The sequence below is a fragment of the Methylorubrum populi genome (assembly GCF_002355515.1).
Classification (GTDB): Bacteria; Pseudomonadota; Alphaproteobacteria; order Rhizobiales; family Beijerinckiaceae; genus Methylobacterium; species Methylobacterium populi_A.
Window position 1 is genome coordinate 1 of sequence record NZ_AP014813.1, and the last position, 14,530, is coordinate 14,530.

The following is a 14,530-nucleotide window of genomic DNA, read 5'->3' on the forward strand; positions in this document are numbered from 1 at the left end:
TGGCTAGGCGAAGCTGGAGAGCGACAGGCGCTGCCTCGGGATCGTCAAGCAGCGATAGTGCCTCGCGCATTAGAGACAAAGCGACCGCGACGGCATCTACGCATTCACACATACTCCCTCCCACTATGATGCCATCACGGGGCGATTAAAGGCGCTCACCGCGTAGTGACCAGCAGCCTCCGATCCGCCTGCGATAGCGCAATGGAGCCAAAAGAGCGTGCCAGCCTGAAAATCCGGTCTACGCTTTCTCCAATATATGCCGACCTTTCGCCAGCATCGGCGTGACGATCGGCATCGTCAGCATTGTCGATCCGATAGCCACCAGAAGGAGCGTCGTGAAAAGATCAGAAGTAATGATCCCCTTATCCAGAAGAACGGTTATGAAGATTATCAATATGAGGGCCTTGGTCTGTAGAAGCCATCCTATAAGCAACGACTCGGACAGTTCCCATTTGAGGATGCGCCCCGATGCGACCATTCCCAGAATCTTTGCTGCAACGGAGACGGCGAGCAGGATGCCGGCTGCGACGAACGCGCCAGCGCCACCCATCTCCCAAGTAGTCTTCAAACCGGTCGAAAGGAAATAGAAAGGCATGATCGATATTAGGATGTTGTTTCTAAATGCATCCATCTTTTCAATCTTAAACCATTTGCTGTCGAGAACAGCTCCGGACAAGAATGCGCCTACCATGTAATGCAGTCCAGCCCAATCCGCGCCAAGGCTGCAAAGAGCAAGCCATAGCAAACCATAAATCCACCGATCTTCGTCTTTTGCGGACGAGATGAGCTTGCGGATTATCATGGAGAACGGCACAAATAAGACGAAAAAGAGCGATTGCCGAGCAAGTCGCTCCACATCGATCAGGATCAAGGATAGAACGGCCCAGATCGCAACATCATCAAGGCTGGCGTATCGTAAAATCCTCTGACCCAGGCCAGTCCGAAGGATGGCCATGTTCTCCATCAAGAGGATCAGGATCGGCAGCGCCGTGACGGAGCAAGACATACCAACGCCGACCACTACCTGCCACGGTGCGCTATTCGGCCCCGCCCAATTGAAATGGGGCATGAGGACAGACGCGGCGATTGATCCTAGCGTCAGCGGCATAAGAAGCGCGAATGCAGCTACTGTTCCAGTTTCTCCGCGCTTCCGCCATGCTTCGCGAAGATCAAGCTCAATTCCAGCGATCCAAACAAACAGCATAATCGCCCACCAAGCGATGCCATTTATCGCGGTGAGAACCTGGGGGTTCATGATCGTGCCATATGTGCTTGGTGCCAACGATCCGAGAATGTTTGGACCCAACAGTATTCCGCCTATGATCTGAACGACGACCAGCGGAGCCCAATCACTTCTACCAAGTAGACGCCAGACAATGTAAGGGGCGCCAAATATAACGAGCGTCGAGACGAGGAAAAGCTCTGTAACGGTCATGGAAAAGAAAAGCCTCTATCGAATAGCTCGTCAAGAAATCACCAAGTGTCGGCGGCTGCCGCCAAGTCATTTCTGGCGTTTTCGATAGAAAGCTCAACGGCTTCTGGAGAGCCCCACTGATTTCCCGCGTTTACGGAACGGAAGTCGATCAGCCCCATGAACCCGAAGATAAAGCTCACATATTTAGTGAAATGGTCATACGCCTCGCCAGGAGTTCCCGGCGGATACTCTCCTGCACTTGCCCATACGAGCAGAAGCTTCTTTTTGGGGTCGAGTAGAGGACCAAAGCCCTTATCGGGGCTAAACGAAAACGTGTGACCCACTCGAACAATATTATCGATATATGCCTTGAACTGCCACGGAAGGGTAAAGTTGAACATCGGCGACGAAATGACAATATGACTTGCGCGATGAATGTCAGCTATCAAGCCGTCCGAAACAGCCAGAAGGTCGATCTGATCGACGGTGCGCTCTGGCGGTGGAGTCATGTTGGCCTTTATCCACGCATCGGACGGACCCTCCACGGGAGAAAGCCCGTAATCCTTTGAAATGGACCGGGCGTCCGGGTGAAGTGTGCTCCACTTATTGATGAATTGCTCTGCCAAGCGCCGGCTGACGGATTCAGAGCGTGGCGAAAAGTTGATGTAGAGGAGAGTGGCGGTCACAGGGCAACTCCGTTTTCTTGAGCAATCGACAGTTCCAGAGCGAGAGCTGCCGAGATTGAAAGATGGTCGCCGCCGGGGTGCGCGACGATCTGAACAGCTCGGGGCAGTCCTTCACGTCCCATAGCGATCGGCGCGACGGTGGCGGGATTACCCAAGGCGTTGAAGATCGCGCAGCTCGCGATATCGAATGGGTACAGGAAGGCCCTGTTGTGACGTGGAGCTGCCCCAGGCACAGGAGGGCAGATCAACAGCGCATCGGGCGCGAGCATCGCCGACAGCTCGTCCGCAAGGGATTTCCCGCGGTCGGACCAGCGCTTCCAATATCGGGGTCCGGTTTGGTCTACGCGGGCTGCGAAGGCCAGGATAAGGCCGGCTGCGGTGTGTGTTCCGCGGCCGACGAACTGGGCTGAGGCCTCTCGGATCAACTTCACCCGTGACCCGTTGCCGATCATCAGACCGAGATCAAAGTCGGCCGCCGACCGCAGCGTACCGAGCCAGATGAGAAAGGCATCGCGCAGGAGATCTGCACGCACCTCTTTTACGCTCGCTCCCCATGTTTCCAGATGGCGGGCTGCGGTCTCGATCGCGGCGACTTGAGATGGGTCGAACCGTCTGGAGCCCCAAATGGTCGGCTGCGGCAGCAGATAGACCGTTTTTCCAGCAATGGTCGCCGCGGAGGGAGCCTCCCGAAGCGGATCGTGGGAGAGGCCTGGCTGAATGCCGTCCGCACCCGCGACTACCTTGAGCAAGGGCCACAGGTCGCGGGCGCTCTTTGTGATCGGACCAGGTGTGAAGAATTGCGCTAAGGCGCCGGCGTGAGCGGTCGAGCCCTGATCCATAGGCGTGTGGCCGGTCAGGGGCACAGCGCCCGCACTCGGCTTGTGAGCGAACAGTCCGCAATAGGCGGCGGGTATGCGTACTGATCCGCCCCCGTCTGCACCCATTGCCGCCGTCACTGCGCCTGCGGCTACCAGCGCGGCATCGCCGCCAGAGCTACCCCCCGGCGTCCGTGTTGGGTTTTGCGGGTGAAGAGCGCGGCCAGTCAGGCGGTTCACTGTCTCCGGCCACAGCGCCATTTCCGCCATAGACCCCAATCCGACGATGACCGCCCCTGCCGCCCGCAGCCGCGCGACTACACTTCCGTCCTCCTGGGCGACACGGTTTCGGTTCAAGCAAGAACCCATCATCCAGGGCGCGCCGGCTACGCGCAGCCCCTCCTTGACGGTGATAGGCAATCCCAGCAGTGGATGGGTGCTCAGGGCCGCCATGCCGTCCTGAAGAGCAACCCGATCTGCGGCCTTCGCATCGCTTCGGGCTTGGTCCTCGTTGAGCCAAGCCAGAGCGCCCAGCCGCGGACCCGAACGCCGGAGGCGTCCGAGGGCGGCTTCCGCGAGATCGACGGCCTGCAATTCGCCGCTGGCCACGGCGCGCGCGATCGAACAACCGTCGTCCACCGCAGTGAAAGGGGGGCCAGGGCAGAGATCGGACACTGTGGCGGCGTCGCCGATCATGCAGCCGCCGCTTCTGTTGGCTCGTGTGAATTTACCGTATTTTCACGATGCCCCGAACCAATAGCTCTCCCTGCATGGTTCGCATGGTCATGGTACAAAAACGCATAGGGAGGCTGAAACTCACTACGCTTGAACGGGTCGGACGATGCCTCACGTTCGTATGTCCAAGGAGCCACACGTAACAAAGCAGAACGAGCGATATCAGCGAACGCAGGGACAAGTTGAGTTGCTGCAAGAGTCCAGTATCTAGGTTTCCCTATAACATCCAGCAGCGAGATTGCTTTCAAGCGCAGAGAGGCGCGTTTCAGAAAATATCTGCTAATCAGCTTTCCGCGAGGAATGTCATCGGGTCTGTAATAGCTAAATGGTACTGTAAGCTCGTACAGCGCAGGCGCCCGCCGAATAATCGAATGAGGGTCGTCAGTGCGCGCAAGGGCGTCGAGCAGCTTCGGAAAAGGGTAGACAGCCGGTTGAGACCCAGGAGGGTATCTTTTAAGTAGCTTTGCTACTTGCATAGCGACACCGGCATTGAGAAATGCGCCGCTCATATAATTTGGAACAACAAGGTGGAAATACCCCATGTTGGCGACCACAAGGGTCCAAGCCATTTTGATGGGGTCGTCCATTATTTCGTACCAGTTACTCCACTGGTCTTGTAAGGCGAGCTGCGCGCGAAGATGAGATTCCATTGCCCCAACATATGAGGGGGTGAGAGAGCCGTTTTCATGCTTGCGTATGATCGATGTGATTTGCGGAATCTGGTGTGCGAGATAGGCTATTCCGGCGCTGTTAGCCGGATCAAAGGTGAAACCCGCGTCGCCCAAGAGGAACCAACGTCCTTTCGGGTCATAATAGCTTTTAGCTTCGTACATATAATTGTAGTATCGACTTTCATCGACCTTTCGCCCGGATAATACAAATCGCGCCAATGAGGGGTGATCCCTCTCAAGCACTTCAATCAGCTTATCCATGCTCATTGTTTTATCGCCGAGCATTTCAGGTCTGTAGGTAATGCCGAAGCTCACCAAATCGGCACCGGAGGCAGAGCGCATCGGAATGACCCAAATCCAATAGCCGCGGCCATAGAAATGATGGGTCACATAGTATGAGTCGAAGCAATGATGCTTTATCTTAGAAAGGTTGAGGCCCGTGAGAATTTCACGCTTGAACCCTTCTAGTCTGAACCAGTAACTGCATCGCTGATAGGCTGGCTCAGCCTGCAAATGGAGTTGTTTCGTAAGGAAGCGAGACCGACCCGAACAGTCAATGACGTAATCGGCCTCTATTGTTTCGATCGCATCTTGATTGGTTTTTATATCAACCCGGTGCTTTATTTTTGGCTCGCCCGACAGATGTACATGCTGGACACGCCCCTTTATAGGAGAGGAAATGGCATCTACCCGCCGACCCAACTCGCGGTCAAAGCTATGTCGGTTCAGATTGTACGACGGTAAGCGGATGATGCCAGGAGCTTCGTGTTGGATATACTCTGGTCCCGCTCCAGATGCGTCACGGGGAAGCTTGAAATAATAAGTGAGGCCATATTTATGTAGATGCTCCTCTTCTAGGTGATCGCCTAATCCCAAGGCTTTGAGGAACTGAACTGTGACCTCCACCGTCGACTCGCCTACGACGGGAAGGCGATCATCGCCCGCGTCGATTATGGTGAGGCTGGCATCCGGTAGCTGGTTGGCCAGGTAGAGAGCGGCCAGCTTGCCGGAAAGGCCGCAGCCAATGAGCGCGATCTTTGTCATGAGGATGCGTCCGCGGTTTGGAACGAAGGGGAGGGACGTTGGTATCGGCCGGGGGCAATCAGCCCGTCAGGGTCGATCACAGCCGAGATGGATTGCGCTAGCCGCCAGTGGTCGTCCGCAGTGCTGGTGGCTTCTTCCATAAGCGCGCTGTGAAAGCGGTAAGGCTGGAAGCCGAGCTTGCGTCCTTCATCGATCAAATGACGCAGGCATTCCAATGCGCGGGCGCTATTCGCTTCATCTCGTGGAAAAACGAGCGGTATCGTACTGTCAAACCCCGAAGCGGAAACAGTAGAGAATGTTATGGCGGCGTCAAATCCATGTTTCTGGCAAATGCTATTTGCCATTTCAGTGTAAAGAGATACGGAAGCAGCTCGCATCGGAACTATAGGTGCGTACCAAAGAAGCCCGCATTTATCTCTTGCTGGATTGAGGTTGCTTTCTGGAACGTCACCAGCCCGCTTGCTGTATGCCAAAGGCAGAGCAAATTCCTCTGGATAGCCGGATAGTACGTTATGCGCCGAAGCAACCGAGTTTTGAAGCGCAGTGAGTTTCCGCCCGATGAGCGGAATGCCCGAGCAAAACCGCAGGAGTCGAAGTTTCATAGGGTTGATGAATACGACTCGACGCGACAGGGGGCTTAAAGCGCGGCGTATGATCTTCCGGCCTGCGGCTATCGCTGCCGGATCGCCATAGAGAACGCCCGTCCCGATCCACGGCGCCCCGGCTGACGCGGAGCTTCCCGCCACCAGCGAAACTCTGGCCGAGTTCATCAGGTTGATGCCCCCGATCATGAGACCTGATCGGGTCATCAACTCCCTCACCGCCGCGACCGCGGCCGGAAGGTGGCGCTCGTCTGACAGCCAGAAGCAGAACATTTCGGTTCGCTTGGGCCGAGGGGCGAGCTGGATGGTGGCGCTGGTGACGATCGCACCGCCATTCTGAGCGAACAGGCCGTCAAGGTAAGGGCCGACACCCCAGCGGTAGACCGGAAGCCGGGACGCGTCGGTTCCGTTCGGATCGAGAAAGGGAGAGGTGTATCGCGTGCCGCTCGCCAGCACTGCCGTCAGGCCGAGGACGGCTTGGAAGTGGTCCGCGATCGGGGTGAGGCCATAGCCTCGCTCAAGGGCATTGCCGAGCAAGCTGCAAGAAGGACCGGCGCCCGTCGTGGGAACCATGTACGAAGCATCCCGCGCCTTGAGAAATCGATCAAGATCGCCCTGGGTGACGCCTGGCTGGACCGTTACGATACCGAGTTCTTCGTCAAACGAGAGGATGCGGGTCATCCCGCTCAAATCGAAAATGACTTTGGTGTCGCTGGACGCCGGGCGGATCGAGCCGTAGCCCCAGTTTCGGCCGGTCGATACGGGTTGAACGCTCAAGCCGTGCTGGCGCGCCAGCGCAAGTGCCCGCTCCACTTCGTCTGTCGTAGAAAGCTTGACGATGACAAACGGCGCGCAATCATCGCCATGAGCAAAGGTGTCTCGACCTCTTACCAAGGCCTCCCGATCATCGAGCAGTCGGCCCGCATCTCCACATTCCGAGATCGCATCTCGAAAGGCCCAAAGCTTTGCAGTCTTGCTGTTACAATCCATCTTCATAGTGGTGCGGCCAGTCCGCCCAGCTTTAGAAATAACCGAAGCTGGTTGAGTTCGGACTGACGGCTGCGACTCAAAGTCTGGACCGCACGCCGATAAGCAGTAACTACCGATGGCCGCAGCGGAGTGGAGGGAAGCGGTGTGCTCACGACTATCACGAGCGGCGCGATGATAGTACGATGCAACTCGATCCCGACCCGATCGAGTTTGACAACCTCGTCGGCAAAATCGGTTGGCAGAAAGGCTGCTTTCAGGCTCGCGCGATAATCCTCGCTCAGGGCCGTGCTTTCAGTCCGAGCCACGAGGGACACGAACACTTCGATGGCTTCCATGGAACGAAGGCGCCCGAAATCCATCAGATAAAGCGTGCCATCCGCGCGCAATACTCGCCCGATTGCGCTAAAGCAGCGAGTGAGGGCAGATCGATCGGGGAGATGATGTAACGCCATTGATGATATTACCGCGTCAGCGGAAGACGTTTCAAAATCGTCCAGCGTCGAGAAATCTCCCGAGCGATAGGTGACATTCCCCAACCCGAGCTTTGAGGCTTGCTGCCTTGCGGCGTCGAGCATCGCAGGCGCAAGGTCAACACCAATGAACTCGACGGCGGGGTTCCATTGAGCAATAATATTCAGTAACCGACCTGAACCGCAGCCGAGATCGATTACCTTGTCGCCCTCTTTCAAGCGAGCTGATACTTGAAGGGCGTTGTAAAGGTAAGGTCCATACAGTGCGCCGTCCTGATCGCCACAGCTTGAATAGTCTGCGACTGTCTGACTGGCGTTCATCACTAGCTCAGTCTCGGGAATGCGATCGGCACGACGCCCTTTGAAGGCCTCATGCAGGACAGCTCGTACAATGGCGACGCTCATACGGTCCCCTCCGCCATGAAGCTGACATCGGGGAAGTGCCGGTGTAGGACTCTTGCCTCGCGCTCTTGAATCGTTTCCGCTGACAACGAGAATCGATTGAATAAGCGGAGAACATCCACGTCCTTCAGTGGTCCGGACGACCGCTGACTTTCCGCATAGTGCGGATGGTCTGAAAAATTGAACCGATCTGTTGGGCCACAGAAAAAGCTGTAGAAGTCCCGGCGACATTTCGTATCAACGATACGATCGCGGTAAACGCGGTAAAACCGTAACTGTGCCCCGAGTATATCGAGCCTCAATGGTAACGAGGCGGCGCCTTGAAGATCCTCATAACGCTGAGGCGGGCCGATAACCTCAAATAGTAATATGTTCTTATAGAAGAACTGTGCTGATGGATGCACGGCTATGAGGAGATCGTCCACGCGCCGCCATTGCCGAGCCCAGCGGTAGAGCATGTTATAAAGCATGATGGACAGGCCGCTCCGCCGGTAGTCTGGCCGAACGGCGAGAGCGCCCACCTCTGCTACGCTGCGGAACAACTTTCTGATAGCGACAGCCTCGGCAGGGTGGACCTTCTCCATTGGCAGGCCAAGGTCAGAGTCCTCGATAAGCGAGATTGTCCCGATAACCTCGTCACCTGACTTCGCAATAAATGTCGTCGTAGTTGGCAGAAGACTTATGATCTGTAGCCGCATCTGCCCTTCACGAGCGATGCCGCGCCGTACATAGCTTTCTTTCAACAATTCAAAGGCGGCCGCCATCTCTGCCTCTGACGAAGCAATCTTAAACTCGACGCCAGGGAAATCCAGATCGCTCGCTGCAATGCGGCGAACGGCTACATGACGCATCAATCCGGGAGGTGTAAACCGGAGGTGAGCATTCTTAAAGCGGCCGATCTTATCCGACATATCGCACTATCCTAAGAAAGTGATCGCAAAGCCCTTGTGGTTATTCGCTTCGTCCGCGTATCAGCGGGAGCCATATCCTTCCATCTTGAACACAAATCCTTGACCCACCCAGGGTTATCCTTGGCGGCGTCGTTGAGCCAATTTGCTACCGAGTCTTGTGCGTACTTCTCTGCTTCGAGACGCATCGGCTCTAGGATTGGAAGGCCAAGCGATGGATTGCTCCGCAGATCAGCAATGTGCTTGCACCAGACACCGCGGGGGCGCAGGGCTTCGACCGCAAATCTGCGAATGTTTACGTCGTTATCATGCGTCCACGTCGAAAGAATACCGATCGAAGCATCCAGATCGGATACAAGTATCGGCCGAACAGCGAGCCAAGCCCATTCCCGCACACCAAAATGTAAATCAGCGGCAAATGGGCGAACCATTGCGACAACCTGGTCAGAAGATGAGCGAGCGTGATGATGCGCCAGCCCAAATACCGAAAGACCGCGAACTGTATCGCTTGCGTGACTTGAAAGGAGCTCAAGGAGTTCAGCGCCACCATAGTTAAGGAGCGCTTCTCCATACAGACTCATCTTGCGCGAGATACCCTCGCGACTGAAGTCCGGAGACCGGAAATCAGGAACGATCGCCTTGAGGAGAATATCGAAGTCGATTTTCAGAATTTCGGCGAGGGTGCTAGAAGGAACTTCTCCGGACGATAAGGAGGCGATTCGTGCGGTGTCGATCCTAGCCTGCATATCGCCGCCCATTTGGCATAGCGATGAAGCCCACGCCCGTAAGGTTCATAACCGCCCCCCAGACACTCATGCCGTCGTAAAGGCAATGGATACAGGAACCATAGCTATTAGCGTTTGTGCGGCGTGTCAATGTGCGCGGTAGCGTTGCACCGCGGCCCCCGCCAAATGCATGGCGTGCTACGCAAGAGGTTGTAAGGAAGAGATAAAATAGGCTTTCCCGTGTGGAGCGAAATGGCGCTACGACTTCTGTCGAAGTAGTGGAACTTTTGCGCGACGCAAAACGGGACCGCGGAGCTCGAAGTCGCCCCAGATGAGAGGGGGCGACGCCCCTTGTTGAGGAACATCAGATGCCTGACGGTCTAGGTAATAAGGGAGTGGACCAGAGGTTTGCGGTTGCAGTTCATGCTATGTGCGTCCTGTCCTACCATAGCCCAGAGCTGTCAAATGCGTCGTTTGTAGGCGACAGCATTTCAGTGAACCCACTTATAGCGAAGCGAATTATCGGCTCGATGGTGAAGGCTGGCCTCGCGGAAGCCGTCTTGGGCGCCAGAGGCGGATATCGTTTGGCGAGGTCGGCGGATCAGGTTTCGCTTTGGGACATATACCATGCGGTTCAGGGGAATGGTCCATTCCGAAGCCGATACGGAATGCCCGAGTCGAACTGCGATGAAGGTCGTGCCATCGACCGGGTTGTCTTCGATCTTTACGAAGATCTGGATCAAGAGATCGAACGGCGACTTAGCCAGATAACCTTAGCTCAAATATTGCTGGCGGCGGAGCGCGTTGAGCGCATACCGCTCGATGCGATACAGGTCGGTGCCTTCTCGACCCAAGCGTGACTAGCCTGTCTTATTCACGAGGGCAGTGGATCTGTGGTGGCGAGCGTAGCGTAAGGCATTGATAGGGCTTAGGGATTGGGTGCTGACACCAACCTTTTTCACCTGATCGAGCCCGCCATGCCCGCCATGTCCGATCCTACGGTGCTCCCGTTCGCGTTTCCATCCGTGAGAGCCAAGAAGCTCACAGCTGCCTTCGATGGCGGACGCCTGTCCTCGGACGGCGGTGTCCTGCTGCTGGCCCAGGCCGCCCGACGGTTGGGCATCGCCGAGAAGCTCGCTGCGGTGATCCCGGACCGGCGCGATCCGAGCCGGATCGTGCATCCGCTTCCCGAGATCCTTCTGGCGCGCATCCTGGCCATCGCCTGCGGTTACGAGGACGCCGACGACCTCGACCACCTGCGCGCCGATCCTGCGTTCAAGCTCGCCTGTGGGCGGCTGCCCGAGAGCGGCGTCGACCTGATGAGCCAGCCCACTGTCTCGCGGCTGGAGAACACCCCCGGCCTGCGCGACCTGATCCGGCTCGGGCGGGTGCTGGTCGACCTGTACTGCGCCAGCTATGCCACGCCGCCCGAGGCCGTCACGCTGGATATCGACGACACCTGCGACGTGGTCCATGGCCAGCAGCAACTCTCGCTGTTCAACGCCCACCACGATGCGCGCTGCTTTCTCCCCATCCACGTCTACGACACTGCCACCTCACGCCCGGTGGCGATGATCCTGCGTCCAGGTAAGACGCCCTCTGGCCGCGAGGTCCGAGGCCATCTGCGCCGCCTCGTCCGAGCGATCCGCCATCACTGGCCCAAGACCGCGATCACCATCCGGGGCGACGGCCATTACGGGCGGCCCGAGGCCATGAACTGGTGCGAAGACAACGGCGTCGCTTACGTCTTCGGCCTGACCGGCACGAAGGCGCTGGCCGCCAAGGTCGAGGATATCGCCGATACCATCCGGGTGGTGCGGGCCATCGGCGACAAGGATGCGGTGCGCGGCTTTGCCGAGACCACGCACGCGGCCAAGTCCTGGCGGCAGCAACGCCGCGTCGCCGCCCGCATCGAGGCGACCCGCCTTGGTCTCGATATCCGCTACGTGGTCACGAACATCGCCACCGGCACGCCCGAATGGCTCTACGCCGAGCTGTACTGCGCCCGCGGACAGGCCGAGAACTTGATCAAGCTCCACAAGGGCCAGCTCGCCTCCGACCGTACCTCGTGCCGGAACCCCGCCGCCAACCAGATGCGGCTCGTCCTGCACACCGCTGCCTATTGGCTGATGCTCACCGTGCGCGAGGCCGTCCCGACCGCGCACCGCCTCGCCAGGGCCGAGTTTGCAACAATCCGCCTCCGGCTGCTCAAGCTCGGAACCCGTATCCGCGAGACCGCTGCCCGCGTCCGCCTCGCCTTCGCCGCCGCCTGTCCAGAAGCCGACCTGATCCGCCACCTTGCGACTGCGCTCGCCCCGGCACCGGCCTGAACGACGGGGCTGCGACGCCCCAACGAACCCGCTCCCGTCCCTCCATCGCCGACCGAACAATCCCGATCCACACGCGTCAGAACAGACGAGCGATCGCGCGCGCCATCAGCCCAAAACGCAGCGTACGCCGATGCCCGATGAATAAGACGGGCTAGGCATTTGCTCGCGGCAATGGCGTAAGCGGGGCGGGGCTTGACGCTTCCAATCCTTGCACGGTGCAAGACTAGCGGCCCGATCCGCTTGCGTGCAGGCTTTGGTATGGTACTGGTTAGGAGCCTGCGGAGACGTGGGTGGAGGCGTGGAAACCTTCTGAAACGAGAGCCGGTCCTAGCTCATAGACCGGGTGGCGGACGTTTATGTCCAAGGCCGCCCGGCCCAAAGGCGTTCGCGCCTGTCTCGTTTCAGGTTTCCAACACCCGGTTGATGGCCGGCACGCTTCCGTTTTCGGAGTGTGCCGCCGGCTGTCTTGCAGCCGCCAATTTGTGGAGCCGGGGATGGATAATGCTCACGGGAATCCGGTTGAACGAGCATTGATTCTCATGCGTCAAGCGGCTGAATTGTTAGACTCAAGTCCCGTAGCCGAGGCTCCGGAGCATCTGAGATTGGCGATCGAGACCGCTGAGAAAATGTGCTCGCCCGAAGCTCTGCCCGATAGGGACAGGAGGTCTACCTAGCGCTGTCGCTTTGGCCCAGGCGAACTAGAGGCGATCTCGGGGTTGAGGCTCTGGGCTGGCGTTTGATTTCGGAAGGCATTCGGAATTTTTGTCGGGGCAGAAGGGACGGGACGTGCTTCCTGGTCGTGCCTTTGGTCGAGCACCCTGCGCAGCTCAAGGGTCATCGCCTGCCGTCGAGTCAGCGGTACGGGCATATCTGCTACATATCGCCGAATGTCGCGCGCGAGCTGGCGATCGGCGGCATCCCCCCGAATCAGTATGTCGGCATGGGAGAGGTAGGCGCGGCGAATGGATTCCTGCCGGTTCTGAATGTCTCGACTCCAATCACGAGGTTGCGACGGCTTCGGCCCGCTTGCCTCCCGTTCCACGTCCTCGCGCTCAGCTCGGCGCACACGCGGCTCCTGGCCGCGCTGTTCGCTTCGCTGGAGAGCGGAAGGTCGGTTTTTACGAATGGCCCCCCGCGCCTGACGCGGCGTAGCCTCCGCTTCGACGCCAAGGCGCCGCAGCTCGCGCGCGAACCGCTCCCGCCATTGCTGTAGATCGGCAGGGCCGGGAGCGAGGCGTCGGCCGTCTCGCCCTACGGCGCGCACCGTAATATGGACGTGCGGGTGTCCCGTGTCGTCGTGACGGGCCATCAGCCAATCATGCGTGCCGGCGAAGGTTTCACGCGCCCAGGTTCGCGCTGCTGCCTCGACACGATCGGGCGGGGTGCCAGGGGGCATCGACAAGATGAAGGCGACGCTCTGCGTTGCGTTCGGTGTCGATCGTCCGCGAGACTCGGCCGCATTCGCCAGCAGCCAGTCGTCATGGAGCGCGCGAAGCCGCGCCCGGTCGGAGATCTTCTCGCCGTCCTGCGTCTCGGCTTGAAGGCGCCCGTTGCGGGTGATGTAGTCGAGATGCGCTTTGAGGTGCGTCGGGCCGCCGCGCGAGCGCCCCGTCAGTTTGACCATCGCCTCTGGCGCGCGCGCCACAATCCGGCCGAGGCGGGCCTTGGCGGCGGCCGAGAGTGCGCGAGGGGAGGGGGCTTGGTTGAGCTTCGCGTCACCGCCCTTCACCGTGACGGGTAGGCGCCAGACGTGATCCTCTGCGTTCGCCATGTAGCTCGCCTATCTCACCGGCCGAGGGTCCGGCGTGGAGCCTCCGGCTCGATCCGGCGACCGGCCGGTGTTGGTACTGGCGCCGGAGCGCGTGTTGGCTCGGGAGTGGTTGCGGCTCGCTTCATCTCGGCGGACAGCACGGTCGGGCCTTCCGCCCGTTCCTTCTTCACCAGCTCGGTGCCGACGAACGCCTTGATTTCGGTCTTGGCCTCGGTGTTGAGGCGGTTCATTTGCCGGTCGATCTTCTCCGAAAGTGCAGCCAGCATGACCCGCCCATCCGCCGATAGCTCCTTCTGCGCCTCGCGGATCGTGCGGCGGTTGTCCGCGATCGTCGGCTGTGCGGGTTCGCCCGGCTGCTTCTCGCGAGCCTCACGCTCGTGCTGCGCTGCTGGGGCCGGCTTGCCGGCAGCACGGTCCTCCCGCGCTTCCTCCCGCGCCACGGCGCGGACCTCGTTCGCCTGGCGGCGCTCACCGGCGCGTCGATCGGCTTCCTGCCGGTCGAGATCGCTGGGGGTGTAGCCGCGGCCTTCCAGCCCACGCACAGTCGCCTCGATCCAAGCTTCGCGCTTGAACTCGGCTGAACCGCGAATTTCTAACGAGTGCCACCCGCGCGCCTCCGCGATTTCCAGCATGGCGCGCACCGTGTTCAGGTCTTCGCGCTTCGAGCTGATCGACGTATCGGTCGCGCGCATGGCGAGCGCCTTGCGCTGATAGTCATCGAAATAGCGGCGTTCCCTACCCCGATCCTCGACGTAGTACGCTTTGGCGATGGCCTCGGGTTCTGTGGTGTAGGGCGCCGCTGCCTTGCCCGGAGCCGAGCCGGACGGTCTTGCACCCTGCAAATCACGATCGGGGGGCGGGGGTACGGCCTCTATCGAGTTGGTCGGACGCAATGCGTTCCGGGCGCTGTCAGCGAGAGCCATAGCGAACTCCACCTGTTGGCGGTTGGTCGGGGAGGGATGAAGAG

12 protein-coding genes are annotated in these 14,530 nt (G+C 59.0%); 2 read left to right on the plus strand and 10 right to left on the minus strand.

The window, feature by feature from the left end:
* Positions 1-238: 238 nt before the first annotated feature.
* The 8 genes from MPPM_RS27345 to MPPM_RS27375 are packed head-to-tail and all read right to left on the minus strand — an operon-like array spanning position 239 to position 9,495.
* Positions 239-1,435, minus strand: coding sequence for a cation:proton antiporter (locus tag MPPM_RS27345; RefSeq protein WP_096488100.1), 1,197 nt, complete (start codon positions 1,433-1,435; stop codon positions 239-241).
* A 38-nt stretch (positions 1,436-1,473) separates the two neighbouring features.
* Entirely contained in the window at positions 1,474-2,100 is a 627-nt protein-coding gene (locus MPPM_RS27350; RefSeq protein ID WP_096488101.1) for an FMN-dependent NADH-azoreductase, read from the minus strand.
* Entirely contained in the window at positions 2,097-3,611 is a 1,515-nt protein-coding gene (locus MPPM_RS27355; RefSeq protein WP_096488102.1) for an amidase, read from the minus strand. Before MPPM_RS27355 ends, MPPM_RS27350 begins: the two co-directional genes overlap by 4 nt.
* Entirely contained in the window at positions 3,608-5,365 is a 1,758-nt protein-coding gene (locus MPPM_RS28355; protein ID WP_157914324.1) for an NAD(P)/FAD-dependent oxidoreductase, read from the minus strand. The genes MPPM_RS27355 and MPPM_RS28355 overlap by 4 nt, the downstream gene beginning before the upstream one ends.
* The gene (locus tag MPPM_RS27360; RefSeq protein ID WP_096488103.1) at positions 5,362-6,963 is read right to left on the minus strand and encodes an FAD-binding oxidoreductase; all 1,602 of its coding nucleotides are present in this window, start codon (positions 6,961-6,963) and stop codon (positions 5,362-5,364) included. Before MPPM_RS27360 ends, MPPM_RS28355 begins: the two co-directional genes overlap by 4 nt.
* The gene (locus MPPM_RS27365) at positions 6,960-7,832 is read right to left on the minus strand and encodes a class I SAM-dependent methyltransferase (protein ID WP_157914325.1); all 873 of its coding nucleotides are present in this window, start codon (positions 7,830-7,832) and stop codon (positions 6,960-6,962) included. The genes MPPM_RS27360 and MPPM_RS27365 overlap by 4 nt, the downstream gene beginning before the upstream one ends.
* Positions 7,829-8,740: a GNAT family N-acetyltransferase gene (locus MPPM_RS27370; protein ID WP_096488104.1), complete on the minus strand. Its 912-nt coding sequence runs from the start codon at positions 8,738-8,740 to the stop codon at positions 7,829-7,831. The genes MPPM_RS27365 and MPPM_RS27370 overlap by 4 nt, the downstream gene beginning before the upstream one ends.
* Before the next feature lie 11 nt (positions 8,741-8,751).
* On the minus strand, positions 8,752-9,495 hold the full coding sequence (locus tag MPPM_RS27375) for a DNA alkylation repair protein (RefSeq protein WP_096488105.1): 744 nt from the start codon (positions 9,493-9,495) through the stop codon (positions 8,752-8,754).
* A 335-nt stretch (positions 9,496-9,830) separates the two neighbouring features.
* On the opposite strand from MPPM_RS27375, the gene MPPM_RS27380 reads away from it, so the two are divergent.
* Together MPPM_RS27380 and MPPM_RS27385 are read left to right on the plus strand one after the other, a co-directional pair.
* Positions 9,831-10,322 carry an Rrf2 family transcriptional regulator gene (locus MPPM_RS27380; protein WP_096488106.1) on the plus strand — a complete coding sequence of 164 codons (492 nt, stop codon included), beginning with the start codon at positions 9,831-9,833 and terminating at the stop codon, positions 10,320-10,322.
* 126 nt (positions 10,323-10,448) lie between these two features.
* The gene (locus MPPM_RS27385) at positions 10,449-11,792 is read left to right on the plus strand and encodes an IS1380 family transposase (protein WP_096487891.1); all 1,344 of its coding nucleotides are present in this window, start codon (positions 10,449-10,451) and stop codon (positions 11,790-11,792) included.
* 670 nt (positions 11,793-12,462) lie between these two features.
* Here the strand turns inward: MPPM_RS27385 and MPPM_RS27395 are convergent.
* Positions 12,463-13,563 (minus strand): relaxase/mobilization nuclease domain-containing protein, encoded by a 1,101-nt coding sequence (locus MPPM_RS27395; RefSeq protein ID WP_096488107.1) that lies wholly within the window; start codon positions 13,561-13,563, stop codon positions 12,463-12,465.
* A 14-nt stretch (positions 13,564-13,577) separates the two neighbouring features.
* A complete protein-coding gene (locus tag MPPM_RS27400) occupies positions 13,578-14,486 on the minus strand; it encodes an LPD7 domain-containing protein (protein ID WP_157914326.1) in 909 nt (302 codons plus the stop codon).
* Between the last annotated feature and the right edge of the window lie 44 nt (positions 14,487-14,530).